Here is an 18,126-nt window from a genome sequence, read left to right as displayed (position 1 = left end):
AACGAGGGAAGGAAGTCGATGAGCAAGGAGCGCGTAGGCCTCTATCCGGGCACGTTCGACCCGATCACCAACGGCCACATGGACATCATCCTGCGCGGCACCCGCATCGTCGACACGCTGATCGTCGGCGTCGCGGTCAATGCCGGCAAGGGGCCGCTCTTTCCCATCGAGGACCGGATGGCGATGGTCCGCGAGGAGGTCGACTCGGCGACCGACGCCGAGACGGCCAAGCGCGTCGTGGTCCGCACCTTCGACGGCCTGCTGATCGACTATGCCAAGCGCAACGGCGTCACGGCCATCGTGCGCGGCCTGCGCGCCGTGTCGGACTTCGAATACGAGTTCCAGATGGCGAGCATGAATCGCAAGCTCGACCCGTCGATCGAAATCGCCTTCCTGATGGCGTCGGACAAGTACCACTTCATCTCGTCGCGCTTCGTGAAGGAGATCGGCGCGCTCGGCGGCGACATCTCCCACTTCGTATCCGAAGGCGTCGCCAAGCGGCTCCTCGCCCGCTACGCCCAGGGCGAAAAGGTCCTCGCCGGCGCCGCCTCCAAGGCTTACTGACTGCCGGGACGCCGCACGCGACCCCGAAGTTGACCCGAGCCGCCCCCCCCCCTATTGTCCGCCCCGCCCACAGGGCGAGCGCGTAGCTCAGTCGGTAGAGCAACGGACTTTTAATCCGTGGGTCCTGGGTTCGAGTCCCAGCGCGCTCACCAAGTAAATCAAGCACTTAGGGCATATCTGGCAGCAGACAAAAACCTCTCAGGTACCACCGCGGTACCCCTCGCCTGCAACATGACGTGCGACACGAAAAAACCCCGCCACCTGTCACGGCAGCGGGGCTCGCATCGGCTCCGGCGTCAGTGGGTTGTGCGCGATCCGGGGTACCATCCTTCCGCCCGCGCCCTCGCGACTAGCTCCGCCTCGAACTGCCGTTGTTCCTCCGGGCTCATTCTCCCGAACGCCTCCACGGCTGCCAGCGCGTTCACGTGCGCGGCGTCGTTTCTCGCAGCGTCGTCAAAATCGTCGGCCATGTCGCACCCCTCCATGCGGTTGTGGCCGCACGATGCCTCACACGCGGACGCATGAAAGCCCCGCCAGCAGTGCCAGCGGGGCCGGAAAAAAGGACCGCCCGGCGAGGGGATGCACCGGGCGGCCAGTTTAAACGGAGCATGACGCACCGACGGGCAGGCGCGTCCTTCCGAGAACCGGTCAGGCGACAACAGGTTCCCGGAGCGACGGGACGATCAGCCGGCAGACGCCTCCGACGGATATGCCTCCCGCACTACCTCAGTCGCGAGGTCGAGGAGCACGATCAGCGAGGTCGTCTCGTCGCACCCGTCCACCTTCTCGGCGAGGGCGCGCATGGCGATGAGGATGCCGTCGAGGCGTCGAGGGAATGCCCGCCGGCCGGCGCCACAGAATGGCGTGTGCGACGGGCGCATGCGACCGAACTTCCATCACAACCGCGCGAGCCCTTCATACTGAAAGAAGCCCTTGCCGGCCGATCCCGCCGTGGTGCATTTCCCCATCATCGTCATGGGCACGTTGCCGGACTGGGCTACCTGCGTAAGAACGGTGGTCGCTGCAACGATCTGATCGGCGCAGATGCCGTCGTCATCCTCAATCCAGCCGCAGCGCACCTGCGGCGTACCGGTGATTGCCTCGACCACCACGAACCGCGCCTTTGCCACCGTCATGCCGCGGACCATGTAGGGGCCGTAGGCGGTTTCGGTCTCGCTCAGGTCGATGACCGGCGTCGTCAGGATCACCGGCCAGATCGTTGAAGCGGAAGCGTCGTCGATCACGCCGCTGTTGACGCGGACCAGCGGACCGAATCGGTTGTTGCTCGCGCTGGCATGGATCTCTATGGCCTTCGCCATGGTGCCGATCATCTGCACCTGATCGACGGTGTTCTCGTTGCAGCTGCTGTCGAACGAAATGCCGATCAGCGCCGCATCGCCGGACTCCATCGTAACGCCAGAAATGTTGTTCCGCCGCGAGCCGCTCCGCAGAAGGATGCCGGCCACCGTTACATTGTACCCGACGCAGCCTATGATCTGGCTCTCATCCATGGCGTTGCCGGAGATCAGCCTGTCGATATTGATGCCGGTGCAGCCGATGAACGCGGTCTTGTTTGCCTGCTGGCATCCGAAGGCGCCCGGAACATTGGTGGCAGTGCAGCCGACGAAGACATTGCCGCGTACCTCATTGCCCACAGACGAGTGCTTGGCCTGGAAGGCAGAGTGTGTGAGCGATCCGCCATAGTCCGCAGCGGTGCAGTTCGAAACGACGTTGCCGCACGCCTCGTTAATGTCGAAGGCGTGCGCGTTATGGCCCCGAACGTGGCAGTGGTCGATGATGTTGCCGAAGCTCTCGTCCGGCGGCCGGATGTTCCCGCCGATCGCGCCGCCGATGATGACGAACCCCATGTCGGGATTGATCGCGGTGCTGTTAGTGATCCGGCACCCGCGGCACCCGTTCAGATGGGCAGCGTAGCCGCGCCGGTTGGGGCCGCCGTCGAAGTACAATCGCGTCGCTGTGCAGTCGTCGCAGTCTTCCATCCGCAGCAACAAGGTACCGTCGCCCTGCGTGACGGTGAGCCACACTTCCTCGACATGCACATTCGTGCAGGATGTGAGCTTAATCGCAGAACGGCCGCTGCCCAGCACTGGCGACACAAGACGCATTCCCTTAATTTTGCTGTCGCGCCGCCCGAGGAGTTCGAAACAGCGCGTCTTGTCGCTGCTCGTCTGCTCGATGATCGTAGCCTCGCCCACGCCGACCAGTTGCACCCCGTTCGGAATGTCGATTAGGTCAGAAATGAGATAACGGCCCGGCTCCAACTGGACGACCAGACCGGTTGTGTTGCAGGCAGCTTGGATAGCCGCCGTGTCGTCATCTAGACCATTAGCCTTAGCGCCGAACATTTTGGCTGTAATCCGCCGCGTATCTGCGCGCTTCCAGCGGGTGCCCGCCGCATCCACAATGACGGTGCCGCCATCGTCTGAACTTATGGCGTCGGCAAGGTCGGCGACGAACAGTCCGCCGCCGCCATCATTGACGCCCGCGTATCCTGCCAGATTGGCAGCCGAGCCGATCGGCTCAGCAACCGCCCGCAAGGCCCCTATGGAGGCGAGCAGCGCGGGTGTGGCGAGTCCAGCTTGCGCTGCATAGGCAGCGGATATCAGGCCATCAACTGCCCCCAGCGTCGCGCAGGCGGAAACGGTGGCGGCCCCACTGGCACCGAAGCCGGCGAGCATGTTGCGGCGGGTGATCACGGGCGTAAACTCCAGTTCGACGGAGGATAGTCGATTACCGGAACGCGCATCCTCCGCTCAAGTGCGCTCTTCAACTCCCGTAGCTCGGCTGTCTGATGATCCAGTTTACCGCTGAGCGTCTGGGACCGAGGTCGCTACCCGGCTGGAAGCCTCGCAGCAGCGCTAAAGAGACGAGGAGGCCGCCCGTGATGATGTAGGAACCGCGCGGCAAAGCGGGATCACGTTCATCGGCTACGCGCCAGCTTCCGCAGGATCGCGGCTTGTGCCCGCACCGGCAGTCCGTCGAACACGTCGATCATTTGGGCCTGCTGATCGGGCGGCATGTTCGACAGGATCGAAACCGCCTCGCGCTGCGCCGCTGCGATCTGCACCGGGAAACGGTCGCCCCATGCCGTTGCCAGGATCGGCGCAAACGGCATGTCGACGATCTCCGCGAAGTCGGCCACCTGGAGACCGGACGACAACTGCGGAATGTCGTACGTGATCGCCGCGTGCCGCTCGGCATCGTCGGCAGGTCCGCCCTCATAGTTCGCGGTGCCGCCGTTCTCGCCGGCCTCATACAGCGCCAGCAGCCGGGCGCGCTTGGCGTCGTCACGGTGCCAAGCATGGATATCGCGGCGCATGTCGGCTTCAAGGGCCGCAATCTCGCGGTCGCTGCCCTTCATGGCCGGCGCCTTCGTGCCGCCGTCGTCGACGCCGATGATCTCGCGGTATCGCTGTTGCAGAACCGGCGCATCCGGGCCACGCCAGTAGGGCGAACCGCTGTCGCCGATCAGCCGCTCGATCTGCACCCTCTCGGACGCAGCAGCGACGGCGGGAGCGGCGGCGGGGGCCTCCTCGGTCATGCCGCGGCCCCGTTCATCTGGTGCGAGAACATTTCGCACGCGGCGATCTTCGCAGCGGCCCGGCTCGCGTAGGCGCTCGGGTACACCTGCCCCGTGCTCAGGTTCTTGAGCTTGTAGGCGCCGCGCTGCCGGTCGCCTTGCCAGAAAACCTGGATGTTCGGCGGCAGGTCGTCGGCGTCCTGCATCTCGCGTGGAAACTCGACCTTCGCCAGGGGCCGCAGCAGCGCGTGGTTCGGACCGGACTCGACCACCAGCAGTTCGCACCACCACGAGGAATCGCGGGCGACCACCTCGACACGGTCATGGAGGGTCAACTTGTCCGCCACCCGCCGCCACGCACCACCCTCCGCAAGGGCCGCCAGCGGCATGTCGGCCGGCGCGACGATGTGCCAGCGGCGGCTGGGGAATTGCGCCTCCTCGATGGCACCGGTCTGGATCTCCCAAGCGGCCGGGAAGGTGTCGGGGGTCACGCTATTCATAGTCGGGCTCCTGCGTTAACAGCCCGTTGACGAAGTGGCGTTTCAGCCTGTCCGGTATGTGTTGTCGACGATGACCGCAGCCACGGGTCGGGTACCGTCGGTGACGACGATGGCGACGATGAATCCCTCGTCCGGCGTGCTCAGGGCGACGAGGACGGCATAGAGGCGTTCCGCCGCCCCGCGTGGGGTGCCGAAGCCGATCGTCAGCCGCATCAGGAGGCCGAGATTGTAGCCGGCGACGTGCAGCAGGTAGCGCTTGTGTACGTTCTCGCGTCCGCGCAGCCATGTCCGTCGCATGCCGCCCCGGTCGAGCACGAGCGCGAAGCTGCGCTCGCACAGTTCGGCGCGCAGCTTGAAGGCGGCCCGCGCCACCCCGGAGAGCAGGAGGCGGGCGCGATTGTTGTAGACCGCCCGCCTTGCCGCCTCGTCGCCGTGCCAGCGCAGGACGCCCGGCCTCTTCTTCTCGGCGATACGCGTCTTCCAGGGACTGGCGTCGAGTGCCTTCAGGCCCCCACGCGAGTGATACCCCTTGTCGGCCACCAGTTCCGCCGGGTCGTCCGGCGTCGGCTGCACGCCGAGCGCCGTCAGGGTCGTCTCGGCGGCGCTCAGCGTGTCGGACAGTGTCGCCGGGTCGCCCCGGTCGGCCGGGTGAAGCTCCGCCGCGACGATCGCACCCGTGTCCAGATCGACCGCGTGTTCCGGCTTGTAGGCGAGGTGCGTCGTGCCGTCCTTCATGCGCGCGATCCGCGCGTCCGGATCGGTCGGGCTCTCCCAGTCTTCGTTGGAGAGCTTCTTGCCCTTGCGCTTGCGGTCCAGGCGGACGAGGTCGTCGGTGCTCGGCGTCGCGATGCCGCTCTGCGCCGCCATGTGCTCCAGCATCTCGCGGTAGGTCTCGCCGCTCTCCCGGCGCACGATCGTGCGCAGGGCGGCATTGGCCTCCATGGTCGAGGCGTCGACGCCGATCCGCCGCGCACCAGCCCATGTTCCGACAGGCGCTCCAGAACCCAGGAGAACACGGCCGCGTGCACCTCGACCGGCAGCCGTGCGCGCGTCCTGCTCAGCCAGGAATGATCCGGCACCCGCGCCGTCGTGCCGATCCGCAGGAAGTCGCGCAGCGACAGGCTGTCGGCGCAGCGCCACTCGATCCCGCGCTCGCTGCCGATCCCCTCGAAATACCCGACCAGATGCATGCGGAAGTATCGTCCCGGCGGGATCGACGGCCGACCCTGCCGCGCCGCGTAATACGGCGCGCACGCCGCCTCGGCGAAGCCGTCGAACCCGGCCGCGATCAGCACGTCCTGCAGACGGTCGTAGAAGGCATGTCCCGGCGAGCGCGGCATCTCCGACCAGCCCACCATCAGATCCGCCTGACGCTCCCGCTCCCAACCCAGCGCCATCTCGCCCCTCCGCTGTCCTGCAAACACAGCGAATCCGACGGCGACGACTTCGTCAACGGGCTGTCATGGACCGGGCCGGTTGGCACGGAACGGACAAGCTCGACGTCCCGAAGAACCTCACCATCATCCTGCTGCCGCCCCGCTCACCGGAACTCAACCCGGTCGAGAACGTCTGGCAGTATCTTCGGCAGAACTGGCTCTCCAACCGCGTCTTCCAAGACCACGACGCCCTTCTCGACGCAGGCTGCGACGCTTGGAACAAGCTCGTCACCCACCCCCAGACCATCATTTCGATCGGTATGAGAGACTGGGCTCATACAGGTCATTAATTTCGGCCGTTGGTATCACCTCACTGCTTTGTCGAGGTCGTTGATTGTCTCGGCGAGAGCATCGTCATAAGGATCTCCGACGCTGCCGACAGAGGGCTCGATGCCCGCTTCGGCCAGGCGCTCAGTGTAGCGGATGCTGACACATTGAGAGCCCCTGTCGGAGTGATGCACGAGGCCGCCGCGATGGATGGGCCTTCGTTCGTGCAGGGCCTGTTCGAGAGCATCGAGGACGAAGCTCGCATGGGCGGTCCTGCTCACCCGCCAGCCAGAGCCTGTCCTCGGGCCGGCGAAGCCGGACCCGGGGGATGCGGCGGGCATAGGCATCGATGACGAAGGCCACGTAGACGAAGCCCGACCAGGTGCTGACGTAGGTGAAGCCCGAGAGCCAGAGCCTGTTCGGCGCCGTGGAATGGAAGACCCGGTTCACATGGTCGCGCGGAACGACGCGGCCTTGTCCTGCACGGTGGTGCGGACAGGCTTGCCGCGAATGACGCCGCGAAGGCCGAGGTCGGCCATCAGCCGCTCGACCGTGCCGCGCGCGACACCGAAGCTTCGCGCAGCATCTGACGCCAGACCCCCGATCCAGTCGAGGGCAAGCTCTTGCGCGTGCCATACACCTCGAAGTTCTCGGCGAAGACACCTTCGATCTCGGGCTTCAGCGTCAAGTCACGCTTCGCCCGCGCCGAGAGCTTCTCGGGATCGACGCGCTTGGCGAGATGATCACGGTAGGTCGACGGGGCGATCGGCAGCACCCTGCAGATAGGCTTGACCCCGTGGACCTCGCGGTGATCGTCGATGAACGCGATCATCGTTTGAATGGGCGGTCGAGCTCCGCCTGGGCAAAATAAGCGGAAGCCTTGCGCAGGATCTCGTTGGCCTGCCGAAGTTCCCGGTTCTCCCGCTCCAGGACCTTCAGCTTCGCTGCCATGTCCGTCGGCACGCCGGCCCGCTGGCCGGCATCGACCTCAGCCTTCTTCACCCACTCGTTCAGCGTCTGGCCCGTGCAGCCGATCTTGGCAGAGATCGACACGATCGCCGCCCAGCGCGAGGGATGTTCATGTTCGTGATCCAGCACCAGCCGCACGGCTCGCTGGCGCACCTCCGGGAAAACCTGTTCGTCGTCTTGCTCATGATGGCTCCACCTTCTCAGGAGTTGGAGCCTCCGGCAAACCCAGGGCGGTTCACTACCGTTTCGAAGCCGGCCTCGGAACCACGTTCATGCGGGAAGCCCCACTGCAACATCCGGATCGCATCTCCATGCGAGCCGCCGAGGGGCTCTCTGCGCCATCGGGACGGACCATCCAGTGCTGCCCCCGGGGCCATAACCCCGAGTTAAGGTTTCCGGCCGTAGCTATCGCCGGTGTGGTATAGGTTCACGTGCGCGGGCGCAGTAGCCGGCGCTTGAGCCGCCACTGGGCGGCGTAGCCGCTCGTACTGCACAGTGCCCGCCACTCCTGTTGGAGGAAAAGATGGCCGCCGATCTCGACATGCAGATCGTGGAACAGGCGCTCAGGAGCCTCTACCAGTCGACGCAGACCTTCGCCGGCCTCGCGTTCGAGGGCGGCTATGCCGGAGCCTACTCTTTTGCCGATGGGCGGCAGTTCGGCGAAGCTCCGAGCCAGCCGCTCGGCAGCGGCGAAGTCTGGCTGCAGCCGCCCGGGACGCCTCGGATCGGGGAAGGCTATCTCCGGTCATACACTGTTCTGAACGATCAGCAGTACCTCGATGCAGCGATCCAGGTCGGCCAGGCCATCGCCTTCGCACAGAAAGACAACGGGGGGTGGAGTTACACCAACCGGATGACGGACCGGGATGCCGACTGGCTCCTTGGCGACCGGACCACAGGCGTAAGCCTGGACGACAATGTCACCCAAGGTAACCTCGGCTTCCTGATGAAGCTCGATGTCCACTACGATGCGCAGTGGCTGACCGACAGTATCGGCGAGGCGCTTGATTTTCTCGTTCAGAACCAGGGCGTTTCCGGCGGCTGGGCACACTCCTACCCGGCGAAGGGGGACTACCGAGACCACTTCACGTTTGCGGACTCGGTCATCAACAACGCCATTGATGTTCTATGGCAGGCCCACACGCAGTACGCCGATCCGGTTCATCTGCAGAGCACCATGAAGGGTGTGGAGTTCATTCTCCAGACCCAGCTATCAGCGCCGCAGGCGGGTTGGGCTCAGTTTTACGATTCTAACCTGCAGCCCGCGTCAGGCCGATTCTTCGAGCCGGAGGCCGTCGATAGTCTCGTGACGGCACACAACATCCGGACGCTGATTGCGGCTTACCAGCACAACGCCGACCAGCGGTACGTGGATGCTGCGCAAGCGGCCGTGAACTGGCTGAAGCAGACCGAGCTACCCTCCCACGAATGGTACCGTCTGAGCGAGATCGGAACCGGCACGCCGATATTCGTAAAGACCGACGGCACCATTCTGCACACCGTGGCCGAGATGGAGGCCGCGAAGGCCGCGGGCGAACTTGTTGAGTACGGCTGGCTTGTCTCACTGGAGGTGCAGCGCGCAATTACGCATTTTGACATCTTCGTTGCCGATCCCGAAGCCTATGTTCAGAACTTTGGCGACTCCGACCCGCTCCGGCTGAATGAGAGTCTTGAAGTCCTGCAGAACCGGGCCGACGACGTCGGCGACCAATGGGACCTGAAGGGCTGGAAGACGACCGGCTATCTGGACCCGGCAAACACGACAGACGAATTTCTCCTCAGTGCCGATTACGACAGCAACAGCCTCGCCCTGCAGCGCTACCTAAAGGCAGCGCGGCTCTCGCTGGACGAACAGGGCCGGCTGGGGGAATGGAACGCCGCGGTCGCCGCGGCGGCCGCGGCCGACCCGGCCAGCATCGGAGCGAAGCAGTACAACCTGACCGGAACGGACGCGGACGATGCACTCCTCGGCGGTTCACTGGCGGACGTCCTGATCGGCGGAGGCGGTAGCGACAAGCTGAGCGGAGGCCGCGGCGCCGACCGGATGGAGGGCGGACTGGGCGACGACTTCTACAACGTCGACGATCCGGGCGATCTTGTGGTCGAGCTCGCCAATGCAGGCACGGACACGATCTTCAGCAGCACCCTCGACGTGCTGCTTCCGGCCAACGTCGAGAACGCCCAGCTGTTCGGGTCGCGCCCGATCCAGGTCACTGGGAACGGGCTCGCCAACCTGATCTTCGGGAACACCGGAAACAATACGCTGAACGGCGAAGGAGGCGATGACCGCCTGTACGGCCGGGCCGGAGATGACCACCTCGTCGGAGGGCTTGGTGCTGATCGCCTCTTCGGCGACGAAGGCGCAGACCGGATGGAAGGGGGGCTCGGCGACGATCTCTACTATGTCGACGACCCGGGCGACACCGCCCTCGAAAAGCCGAACGAGGGCACCGACTCGGTCTTCACGACTATCTCCTTTTCGCTCATTCCCTTCGACAGTGTCGAAAACATTACGATCAACGGCGCAGGAGATCTCTGGGGCACGGGGAACGGCCTCGACAACATCATTACCGGCAACGCGGGCAAGAACACCCTGATCGGCGCCGGAGGCGACGACCGGCTCTACGGAGGAGGCGGAGACGATCGCCTCCTGGGAAGTGCCGGTAACGACCGGCTCTTCGGAGATGCCGGAGCGGACCGGATGGAAGGGGGGCTCGGCGACGACCTCTACTACGTCGACGACCCGGGCGACACCGTCCTCGAAAAGCCGAACGAGGGCACCGACTCGGTCTTCACGACTATCTCCTTTTCGCTCGTTCCCTTCGACAATGTCGAAAACATTACGATCAACGGCGCAGGAGATCTCTGGGGCACGGGGAACGGCCTCGACAACATCATTACCGGCAACGCGGGCAAGAACACCCTGATCGGCGCCGGAGGCGACGACCGGCTCTACGGAGGAGGCGGAGACGATCGCCTCCTGGGAAGTGCCGGTAACGACCGGCTCTTCGGAGATGCCGGAGCGGACCGGATGGAAGGGGGGCTCGGCGATGACCTCTACTATGTCGACGACCCGGGCGACACCGTCCTCGAAAAGCCGAACGAGGGCACCGACTCGGTCTTCACGACTATCTCCTTTTCGCTCGTTCCCTTCGACAATGTCGAAAACATTACGATCAACGGCGCAGGAGATCTCTGGGGCACGGGGAACGGCCTCGACAACATCATTACCGGGAACGCGAGCAAGAACACCCTGATCGGCGCCGGAGGCGACGACCGGCTCTACGGAGGAGGCGGAGACGATCGCCTCCTGGGAAGTGCCGGTAACGACCGGCTCTTCGGAGATGCCGGAGCGGACCGGATGGAAGGGGGGCTCGGCGACGACCTCTACTACGTCGACAACCCGGGCGACACCGTCCTCGAAAAGCCGAGCGAGGGCACCGACTCGGTCTTTGCCACGATCTCCTTCTCGCTTTCTGCTTTCCTCAACGTGGAAAACGTTACGCTGCAGGGATCCGGCCCCCTCTCCGGAACAGGAAATGCCCTCAACAACACACTGACGGGTAACAGCGCCGCGAATACCCTCTCAGGAGAAGATGGCGACGATCGCCTCTATGGCCGGGAAGGGGATGACATCCTGATCGGCGGTGCGGGGGCGGACCGGCTGGAAGGCGGAGCGGGGAACGACCGGTTCGTGTTTGCGAACGGGTCCGGCATAGACCAACTGATAGATTTCACGCCCGGGGTGGGCACTCCGGATGTGATCGATCTGGCGCAGTACGCCGGAATCTCCTCGTTCCAGGATGTGCTCAACCGCGCCACGCAATTGGGCACAACGCTCGCGATCGATCTGGATGTCGGGGACCGTTTGCTGCTGAGCGGTGTGACGACGGCGCAGCTTCACGCCGACGACTTCTATTTCGGATCCTGATCCGTTCCCGCCAGACTGCGTGGCGGGGGGCCGTCGTAGGTCCAGAGGTGCTGGTGCGGGATCTGGGGGAATCGGGGTGAACGTTCAAGATGCGATGAGTGATGCGAGGAAGTCGTCGTTCCATGCGGCGACCTTGCGTCGCATGCGCAGGGAATCCTTGGTGGTGGGACGTCGGAGCAGGTTCTGTGCCATGTGCTTGATGGTGGTGAAGTTGGCGGGCGCGTGATCGGTTCTGAGGCGGCATTCATCGTCGCGGAAGACCATGTCCATGACCCAGTGCAGACTGTTCTCGATGGCCCAGTGCGACCGGACGATGGAGCCGATCCTGTCGGCCGGTAAGGCGAGGGAGGAGATGTAGAGGCGGGTCTCGTGCTCGGTGCTGACCCCGATCTCGCGGGTGCTCTCGACGATGACGATGGCGTCGAGCCCCGGCCAATCGTGGCGCTTGCGAAGCCATTCGACGTCGTGGATCACGGTGGTGGTGCGGGTCTCGATGCGGCCATGGTCGCCATCGACGCTCTGGTGCCGTGTGGCGGCGGTGTGCCGGAAGCCGTTGGCCTTCTGCTCGGCGACGAACAGTGTGACGTCCTCGTACAGGCTGGTCTGGTTGCCCTTGAGGGCGAGGATGTAGTCGGCCTTCCTGTCGCGGATCCTGGCCGCGATGGCGCGCTGGCAGCCGCTGGCATCGGTCGTGATGACGGCCCCCTCGATGGCCAGCATGTCGAGCAGGCGCGGGATCGCCACGATCTCGTTGGACTTGTCCGCCACCTCGACCTGGCCGAGCACCAGCCGCTGGCGGGCGGCGAACGCCGAGACCATGTGGACCGCCGCCTTCCCGCCCTTCCTGTGGGCGCTTCGGCGCAGGCTCTTTCCGTCGATCGCGATCACCTCCGCCGAGGCGCCGGTGATCGCCGCGACCCAGGCGACGAAACACTGCTGGAACCGCTCGCCGTCCAGGCTGGCGAGAATGGTGCCGAGTTGGTCGTGCGACGGCGTGCCGTGGGCGAAGGCCCGGAACCGGCGCAACAGGGCGAGCTTCCTGTCGCCGAAGCGCGCGATGTCGCAGATGGTCTCCGCACCCGCCAGCACCGCCAGAAGGCACAGCAGCAGAACCTCGTCCAGGGTGTAGCGCACCTTGCCCCGCTGGCGCGGGTCCGTGAGCCCCTCGAAATGCTCCAGAAAGACGACCGCTTCCCCGAAAGCCCCACAACGCTCCATCGCCCCCTCCCTTGCCGAACCGGAGGCCACAGATCGATTCAGAACTTCACTCCCTTGTCACCTACTCGTTCACCCGATTGCCCTGAGCTCGGACGCGTAAAACATTGACAGCATGAGGTAGTGGTTCGAACCTGACGGACGATTTCCTGTAGGATCGTTCCGTGCGAGTCTCGGCGGATGCGCGAAGGTATCACCGTCGAGGTAAGTGCCGCGGACCGTGCCCGAGTGGAACCGGATCCGCCGCCCAGTCCTGCGGCAGATACAGCCGATACGCCCCGGCAGGCTGCCGGTCCGGTTGGCCACCGACAGCGGCACCGCCACTTGGCAGTTGTCCTGCTTGCCGAATTTCCCGCAGTACTGTCGCGTCACCCCACCGAATGTCGGCCCTTCTTCGGAACCCCGGTGTCGTCGATGGTCGAGGCGTCGACGCCGATCCGCCCCCCGCGCACCAGCCCGTGCTCCGACAGACTCTCCAGAACCCAGCCGAAAACCGCCGCGTGCACTTCCACCGGCAGGCGGGCGCGCGTCCTGCTCAGCCAGGAATGATCCGGGACACGCGCCGTCGTGCCGATCCGCAGGAAGTCACGCAGCGACAGGCTGTCGGCGCAGCGCCACTCGATCCCGCGCTCGCTGCCGATCCCCTCGAAATACCCGACCAGATGCATGCGGAAGTATCGTCCCGGCGGGATCGACGGCCGACCCTGCCGCGCCGCGTAATACGGCGCGCACGCCGACTCGGCGAAGCCGTCGAACCCCGCCTCGATCAGCACGTCCTGCAGACGGTCGTAGAAGGGATGCCCCGGCGAGCGCGGCATCTCCGCCCACCCTACCATCAGATCCGCCTGACGCTCCCGCTCCCGACCCAGCGCCATCTCGCCCCTCCGCTGTCCTGCAAACAGAGCGAATCCGACGGCGACGACTTCGTCAACGGGCTGTTAAGGCGGCGATATGGCGGGTGATGATGCGGGCCTCGACGGCGGCCCATTCTTCGGCAGCGCCGAACATGCTCCTGTCCCAACTCGGACTGCGCAGGCCGCATGTCTTGATCCGGCTCGCGATGTAGGAGACGAGCCGCGCATCGGTCGCGGGGAGGCTCAGTTCCGTGACGTTCGCGCCCAGGGCCAGCGCATCGGAGACTACCCTCGCCATCAAGCGGCGGACCTCCCCAATGGCCTCGAACGCATCGCGGAAGGCGCGGTCGGCCTTGGCCAGCGCCGTGATGCGGTCCGCTTCGTTCTGTTCCAGGGGAGCACGGGCCACCTTGCGGGCCGCGGCAGCCTCGTCACGGGCCGCAGCCTGCTTCCGGCGCCATGCCTCCGCAGCGGCGTCTTCAAGGGCCTGTAGGTCGCCCTCCGCCGCACGCAGACCCGCGTCGTCATGGTCCCGGCCGTCCAGCACCGCAGCACCGCGGACGCGCCTCTCCGCCTCGATACGGGCCTCCGCAGACTGGCGACGGTCCATCAGGTCGGTGTGCATGGGGTCAGTCATCATAGAACGCGCTCGGTCCGTTCAAGCCGGGGTAGTAGCGATATGGCCGCGGTGCGGGTGCCGGCTCGGGTGCGGCCACGGGCTCCGGCTCGTCGGGCTCGTCCGGCTCCGGCGGCAGGGCGCCGCGGGACTGGTAGGGGTCGGCCTGCTCGTCCATCGCCCGCGCACCCTGCGTCAGCATGAATACGGCGCGCCTCGCTAGCTCGATGCGCGGGTCGGATCCGCTGCGTGCGGCGAGGGTGTTGAGCGTCACGTCGGGGGCGGTCGGGCCGTCGGGCTCCTTCGCGTTGGGCAGCAGCTTTTCGGCCAATTTCAGGGCGGCGGCGAGGCGCATTTCGGGGCTAAGCACCATGCCTCGCACCCGCCTGCCCCGGCCGTTGACCACCTGCGCCAGGAACTCGAACGGGTCCGCCATCTTCGCGATGCGCTGGCGTTGATCGACCGTGAACTTGTTCGGCGTGCCCTTCGTCCGGCCGCCGGTCTTCGGCAACCCCTTCGGCCTGCCGCCCCGGCGCTTTTCCAGGGAGACGACGACCTCGCCATCGATCACCTGTTTCGCTGCCGCTGGCGTGCTCAAATCCGGCCTCCGCCGGTTTCGTGGTACCAATGTGGTACAAACCCTAGCGCATGCCGTTTCAAAACTCAATCTTTTCCGCACTTTGAACGGGCTTTGCCAGGGATAAATAATCCGTGGCGCTCGCAATCGGGAGGCACCGGGGCCTGTCAGGGTCGTGCGAGAGCCGATTTCTAGTCGCATTCCAGGAAAGGAACCGGTCAGGGCGCCGCGAGCGGGCGTGTGTGTGTCCTGCCCAAATCCCCCGTATCGACCACGTCGTTCCGGCGCGTGTCCGACGTCCTGCGTGCCGCCCGGCCGACGCTGGTCTCTCTTTCCCTGGTACCGAAGACTTTCTTTAGAAGGGTACCACCACGAAACCGAGCGAAGGTACCAAACGAGATACGTTCGGCCCCGCGAAGGTACCAAATCAGATACGTTCGGAAGGGCCGAAGGTACCACTACGAAACCCGTCATTTGGATTTTGACCCCGGCGCCGGAGCGTCCGGGAGCAAGGTAATCCGCCACGAAGACGACACGCCGATGCGGGCGCCGACCTTGTATCGGAAGCCCCCGCGTTCGGTTTCCTCGATCATGCCCGCCGTGCGCAACTCGGCGAGGGTGCGGATAGCGGTCATCCGGGAACATCGCAGGGCGTCCTGCGCCTGTTGTATCGAGTACCGGATGCGTCCGTTGTTGTGGCCGTTGTACCAGCCCCAGATGTCGATCAGCAGGGCGCGGGCGTTGGCGGAGAGGCTGCGCCACCTCTCCCCCTGCGCAAGGTCCCTGTCCAGCCGGATAAAGCCCTTGCTCATGCCGCACCTCTCAGTCGGCGGTCGGCGAGAGCGTCCAGCCAATCGGTTCCGGGGGTCGTCGGGATCTCGACGGCGACGTCGTAGCCTTTCAGCGCGAGCCGCCGTGCCAGGGCGTAGGCGGACGCCTGCCCGACGAAGTTCTCGTCATTGTCGCCGAACACCGTGACGCGGGTCACACCGGCCGGCGGGTCGAACAGGACGAGGTTGTCTGCGCTGATCGTCGCCCATGTCGGCAGGCCGAATAGTTCATGTGCGGCGATGCACGTCTCGACCCCCTCGCCCACGCCGATCTCGTCGGACACGTCGAACAGGCGGATGGCACCCCCCTTGATCGTGCCGGCCGGCGGCAGGACTTTCTTGCGCTCCGCCAGACTGCGGTCGGCATAGATCCGCTGCGCAGAGACGAGGGTGCCGTCGGGTGCCAGGATGGGCGCCAGGACGGCCTGTAGCCGCCCCACATAGACGCCGTCGCCGTCGACGTAGGGAAGGGCGCGATGCCCCCCGCAGCACGCCAGGAACGACGGACAGGCCGCGGCCGTGCAGGTAGCGGTGCACGACCCCTGCGTCGTCGGCACTGGCCAGGGTGCGCTCGACCTTGGCCAGCCGTTCGACGGTGTCGTCCTTCGCCTGCGTCGGCACCTGCGCCAACGGTGCGCCGGTCCCGATGATCTCGTCTACCGCGGTGCAGGCGGTCCGATGGTCCCAGCCATGCAGCTTGCGCAGCAACAGCATTCCGGGGCCGGGGCCGCACTGCCCGCAGTAGTAGGAGCCGCTGCCGTCCCGGTCATCGAACCGGAAGCGATCCTTGCCCCCGCACAGGGGACAGGGACCATGCCGGTTGACGAGGAACCTGTCGGCGATACCGAGCCGCGGCAGGATCTCACGCCAGCGGCCACGGGCACGGTCTATCGTGCTGTAGGTCATCGCGCGGCCCCCTTCTTCTCCATCGCCTTGGCGTAGGCGATCTGACGGGACCGCACCCACGCCAGGACTTCGGGTGACGGCGGTTCCGTTACTACGGTTCTATTAGGCGGCCACTGTCCGAACTTCTCCTTATACTTGTGCGCCGCCCATCCGGAATTATAGCCTTTGGACGACGCGATGCCGGCGAGCATGCTATGCCAGCGCAGACGGTCGGCAGCGGTGAAGCCGTCCCCCTGCGTGGCGCCGGTCGCGTCGACCCTGCCGAGCGTGCCGTCGATCACCTCGAACGACTGCCCCCGCGGCGTCGGCCGCCACCCGCATGCCGTACATGCCGAGCCGCCCATCCGGACCGCGGAGCACTCGGGGCACGTCGTGAGGGTCGGTGCCGCCCCGGCCGCCCGCGACTTCTGCGCAGACGTCTCAGCCCGCTTGTCCGGTGCCAGGGTCCACTCGATGGGCTCCTCGGGAAGACCATGCTCATAGACGGCACCGGCATGGTCCAGGATCAGCGCGTCGACCTTGCCCGGCGCCGGCCGCAGGACACGGCCCACCATCTGCCTGTAGAGCCCCAGAGACTTGGTCGGCCGTGCCAGGATCAGGGCGGCGGCATCGGGACGATCCCAGCCCTCGGTCAAGATCATCGCGTTGCACACGACATCGACGCTACCGCGCGCAAGACCCGCCAGGACGGCCTCCCGCTCCGCGATGGGGGTCGACCCGTCCAAATGCTCCGCGGCCACACCGGACCGGCGGAACTCGTCCCGAAGGTGGACGGAGTGCAGCACGCCGGTTGCGAATACGACGGTGCGGCGCTGGTCGGCGAGGCGGTGCCAGTGCTCGATGATGGAGCCGATCAGCTTCGGCTTGTCCATCCGTTCGGCGAGCTGGGATTCGACATAGTCGCCGCGCTCGGTCCGCACGCCGATCAGGTCCGGCTGGTCGGGCGCGTAGACCCTGGTCGGCACGAGGAAGCCCCCGGCGATCAGGTCGGCAACCGACGGCGCCTCGATGATGCAGTCGAAGATGCCGCCCAGCCCGCGACCGTCGCCGCGGCATGGGGTGGCCGTGAGACCGACGACGACCGCATCGGGATAGGCTGCGACGATGGCCTGATAGGTGCGGGCGGTGGCGTGGTGCGCCTCGTCGATCACAACCATGTCGGCCGGCGGCAGGTCCATCGCGGAGCCGCGGACGGCACGCGCGTGAAGCGTCTGCACGCTGGCCACCTGTACGGGCGCACCCTGCCGCGCCGGGTGTCCGGCAAGGATCACGCCAGCGTCGATACCCTGGTCGTACAGCTTGCGGTGCGCTTGGTGGATCAGTTCACGGCGGTGCGCGAGGAACAGGACGCGATGGCCACGGTCGACGGCATGGTCGATTGCTGCGGCGGCCATCACGGTTTTCCCGCTGCCCGTCGCGGCGACAATCAGCGGAGCCCGCTTGCCCTCCGCGAAGGCCGCGTGCAACTGGTCCAGCACGTCGCGCTGGTATTGCCGGAGGTTCCGCGATGCCCTATGTTCCGGACTGTCGAGCTTGCCCGCTGCGACACTATCCGAGACCCCCGCGTCGCCTGCCCGGCCGCGGGGGTTTTCGTTGAGCATCATTCGATCAGGCCGCCTCTGCGCCGACGGAAGTCGACGTGCGGCGATGCGCCTGGATCCAGGCAATCAAGTCGCCACGGCGGTACCTGACGCGCCGGCCCAGCTTGACATATGCCGGCCCGCCGCCGCGGGTGCGCAGCGTCTGGAGCGCCGGCCCCGTCATGCCGACGAAGCGGCCCGCCTCGTCTGCGTCGAGTAGTTGGTCGAGATAGTCGGGAGTGTGAGCGGTGGGGGTCGTGACTGCGTGCATTTGACCGTCTCCGATTGGTGACGGTCTACAGAGAATGCCCCAGCCTGTTGGGTCGAATTGGCCTTGCCT

At 65.8% G+C, this 18,126-nt stretch carries 19 protein-coding genes, 1 tRNA gene, 4 pseudogenes and 1 other annotated feature; of the genes and pseudogenes, 4 read left to right on the top strand and 20 right to left on the bottom strand.

Annotated features, from left to right (window positions below):
* The first annotated feature begins 18 nt into the window (after positions 1–18).
* Both coaD and ABIE65_RS05155 read left to right on the top strand, forming a co-directional pair.
* A complete protein-coding gene (gene coaD, locus ABIE65_RS05160; RefSeq protein WP_354076040.1) occupies positions 19–564 on the top strand; it encodes a pantetheine-phosphate adenylyltransferase in 546 nt (181 codons plus the stop codon).
* Between the two features lie 76 nt (positions 565–640).
* Positions 641–716 (top strand) — tRNA-Lys (locus ABIE65_RS05155).
* 144 nt (positions 717–860) lie between these two features.
* Here ABIE65_RS05155 and ABIE65_RS05150 read toward each other — a convergent pair.
* From ABIE65_RS05150 to ABIE65_RS27865, 7 genes and pseudogenes are all read right to left on the bottom strand, one after another.
* Entirely contained in the window at positions 861–1,034 is a 174-nt protein-coding gene (locus tag ABIE65_RS05150; protein WP_354076038.1) for a hypothetical protein, read from the bottom strand.
* A gap of 213 nt (positions 1,035–1,247) precedes the next feature.
* Complete coding sequence (locus ABIE65_RS05145; protein ID WP_354076037.1) at positions 1,248–1,445, bottom strand: hypothetical protein; 198 nt, start codon at positions 1,443–1,445, stop codon at positions 1,248–1,250.
* A 15-nt stretch (positions 1,446–1,460) separates the two neighbouring features.
* Positions 1,461–3,281, bottom strand: coding sequence for a putative phage tail protein (locus ABIE65_RS05140; protein WP_354076036.1), 1,821 nt, complete (start codon positions 3,279–3,281; stop codon positions 1,461–1,463).
* 224 nt (positions 3,282–3,505) lie between these two features.
* Entirely contained in the window at positions 3,506–4,126 is a 621-nt protein-coding gene (locus tag ABIE65_RS05135; protein WP_354076034.1) for a hypothetical protein, read from the bottom strand.
* Entirely contained in the window at positions 4,123–4,605 is a 483-nt protein-coding gene (locus tag ABIE65_RS05130) for a hypothetical protein (RefSeq protein ID WP_354076033.1), read from the bottom strand. The genes ABIE65_RS05135 and ABIE65_RS05130 overlap by 4 nt, the downstream gene beginning before the upstream one ends.
* A 42-nt stretch (positions 4,606–4,647) precedes the next feature.
* Positions 4,648–5,547: a transposase gene (locus tag ABIE65_RS05125; RefSeq protein WP_354076032.1), complete on the bottom strand. Its 900-nt coding sequence runs from the start codon at positions 5,545–5,547 to the stop codon at positions 4,648–4,650.
* A gap of 110 nt (positions 5,548–5,657) precedes the next feature.
* Positions 5,658–5,945 (bottom strand): annotated as a pseudogene (locus ABIE65_RS27865) (transposase family protein); the annotation flags it as partial.
* A gap of 74 nt (positions 5,946–6,019) precedes the next feature.
* On the opposite strand from ABIE65_RS27865, the gene ABIE65_RS27860 reads away from it, so the two are divergent.
* Positions 6,020–6,331: a transposase gene (locus ABIE65_RS27860; protein ID WP_502918512.1), complete on the top strand. Its 312-nt coding sequence runs from the start codon at positions 6,020–6,022 to the stop codon at positions 6,329–6,331.
* A 15-nt stretch (positions 6,332–6,346) separates the two neighbouring features.
* On the opposite strand, the gene ABIE65_RS27855 is transcribed toward ABIE65_RS27860, so the two are convergent.
* The 3 genes from ABIE65_RS27855 to ABIE65_RS27845 form a co-directional block, all read right to left on the bottom strand.
* Entirely contained in the window at positions 6,347–6,589 is a 243-nt protein-coding gene (locus ABIE65_RS27855; protein ID WP_502918511.1) for a DDE-type integrase/transposase/recombinase, read from the bottom strand.
* Positions 6,590–6,846: 257 nt separating this feature from the next.
* On the bottom strand, positions 6,847–7,140 hold the full coding sequence (locus ABIE65_RS27850; RefSeq protein ID WP_502918504.1) for a hypothetical protein: 294 nt from the start codon (positions 7,138–7,140) through the stop codon (positions 6,847–6,849).
* Positions 7,066–7,182, bottom strand: a sequence feature (AL1L pseudoknot). (Overlaps the previous gene by 75 nt.)
* Positions 7,137–7,415, bottom strand: coding sequence for a hypothetical protein (locus tag ABIE65_RS27845; RefSeq protein WP_502918503.1), 279 nt, complete (start codon positions 7,413–7,415; stop codon positions 7,137–7,139). (Overlaps the previous feature by 46 nt.) Before ABIE65_RS27845 ends, ABIE65_RS27850 begins: the two co-directional genes overlap by 4 nt.
* Before the next feature lie 385 nt (positions 7,416–7,800).
* Here ABIE65_RS27845 and ABIE65_RS05105 point away from each other — a divergent pair, with 385 nt between their 5' ends.
* Positions 7,801–11,208, top strand: a complete 3,408-nt coding sequence (locus ABIE65_RS05105; protein WP_354076031.1) for a pectate lyase — start codon at positions 7,801–7,803, stop codon at positions 11,206–11,208.
* A gap of 84 nt (positions 11,209–11,292) precedes the next feature.
* On the opposite strand, the gene ABIE65_RS05100 is transcribed toward ABIE65_RS05105, so the two are convergent.
* The 10 genes and pseudogenes from ABIE65_RS05100 to ABIE65_RS05055 form a co-directional block, all read right to left on the bottom strand.
* Complete coding sequence (locus ABIE65_RS05100) at positions 11,293–12,426, bottom strand: ISAs1 family transposase (protein ID WP_354076029.1); 1,134 nt, start codon at positions 12,424–12,426, stop codon at positions 11,293–11,295.
* Between the two features lie 232 nt (positions 12,427–12,658).
* Positions 12,659–12,839: pseudogene (locus tag ABIE65_RS05095) on the bottom strand (transposase); the annotation flags it as partial.
* A 114-nt stretch (positions 12,840–12,953) separates the two neighbouring features.
* Positions 12,954–13,241: pseudogene (locus ABIE65_RS05090) on the bottom strand (transposase); the annotation flags it as partial.
* A gap of 109 nt (positions 13,242–13,350) precedes the next feature.
* Positions 13,351–13,902 (bottom strand): hypothetical protein, encoded by a 552-nt coding sequence (locus tag ABIE65_RS05085; RefSeq protein ID WP_354076027.1) that lies wholly within the window; start codon positions 13,900–13,902, stop codon positions 13,351–13,353.
* A 4-nt stretch (positions 13,903–13,906) separates the two neighbouring features.
* Positions 13,907–14,491: a hypothetical protein gene (locus tag ABIE65_RS05080; protein ID WP_354076026.1), complete on the bottom strand. Its 585-nt coding sequence runs from the start codon at positions 14,489–14,491 to the stop codon at positions 13,907–13,909.
* Positions 14,492–14,940: 449 nt separating this feature from the next.
* Positions 14,941–15,282 (bottom strand): hypothetical protein, encoded by a 342-nt coding sequence (locus tag ABIE65_RS05075; RefSeq protein WP_354076025.1) that lies wholly within the window; start codon positions 15,280–15,282, stop codon positions 14,941–14,943.
* Positions 15,279–15,857, bottom strand: coding sequence for a toprim domain-containing protein (locus ABIE65_RS05070; RefSeq protein WP_354076024.1), 579 nt, complete (start codon positions 15,855–15,857; stop codon positions 15,279–15,281). Before ABIE65_RS05070 ends, ABIE65_RS05075 begins: the two co-directional genes overlap by 4 nt.
* A gap of 166 nt (positions 15,858–16,023) precedes the next feature.
* Positions 16,024–16,206, bottom strand: a pseudogene (locus tag ABIE65_RS05065) (primase-helicase zinc-binding domain-containing protein); the annotation flags it as partial.
* A complete protein-coding gene (locus tag ABIE65_RS05060) occupies positions 16,203–17,807 on the bottom strand; it encodes a DEAD/DEAH box helicase (RefSeq protein WP_354076594.1) in 1,605 nt (534 codons plus the stop codon). The gene ABIE65_RS05060 and the pseudogene ABIE65_RS05065, both read right to left, overlap by 4 nt.
* A gap of 7 nt (positions 17,808–17,814) precedes the next feature.
* On the bottom strand, positions 17,815–18,057 hold the full coding sequence (locus ABIE65_RS05055) for a helix-turn-helix transcriptional regulator (RefSeq protein WP_354076023.1): 243 nt from the start codon (positions 18,055–18,057) through the stop codon (positions 17,815–17,817).
* Positions 18,058–18,126 lie beyond the last annotated feature (69 nt).

This window comes from Constrictibacter sp. MBR-5, from assembly GCF_040549485.1.
In the GTDB taxonomy this organism is placed as follows: domain Bacteria; phylum Pseudomonadota; class Alphaproteobacteria; order JAJUGE01; family JAJUGE01; genus Constrictibacter.
Note: the sequence above shows the minus strand (reverse complement) of the source record. Positions and strands in the feature narration are given on the sequence as shown.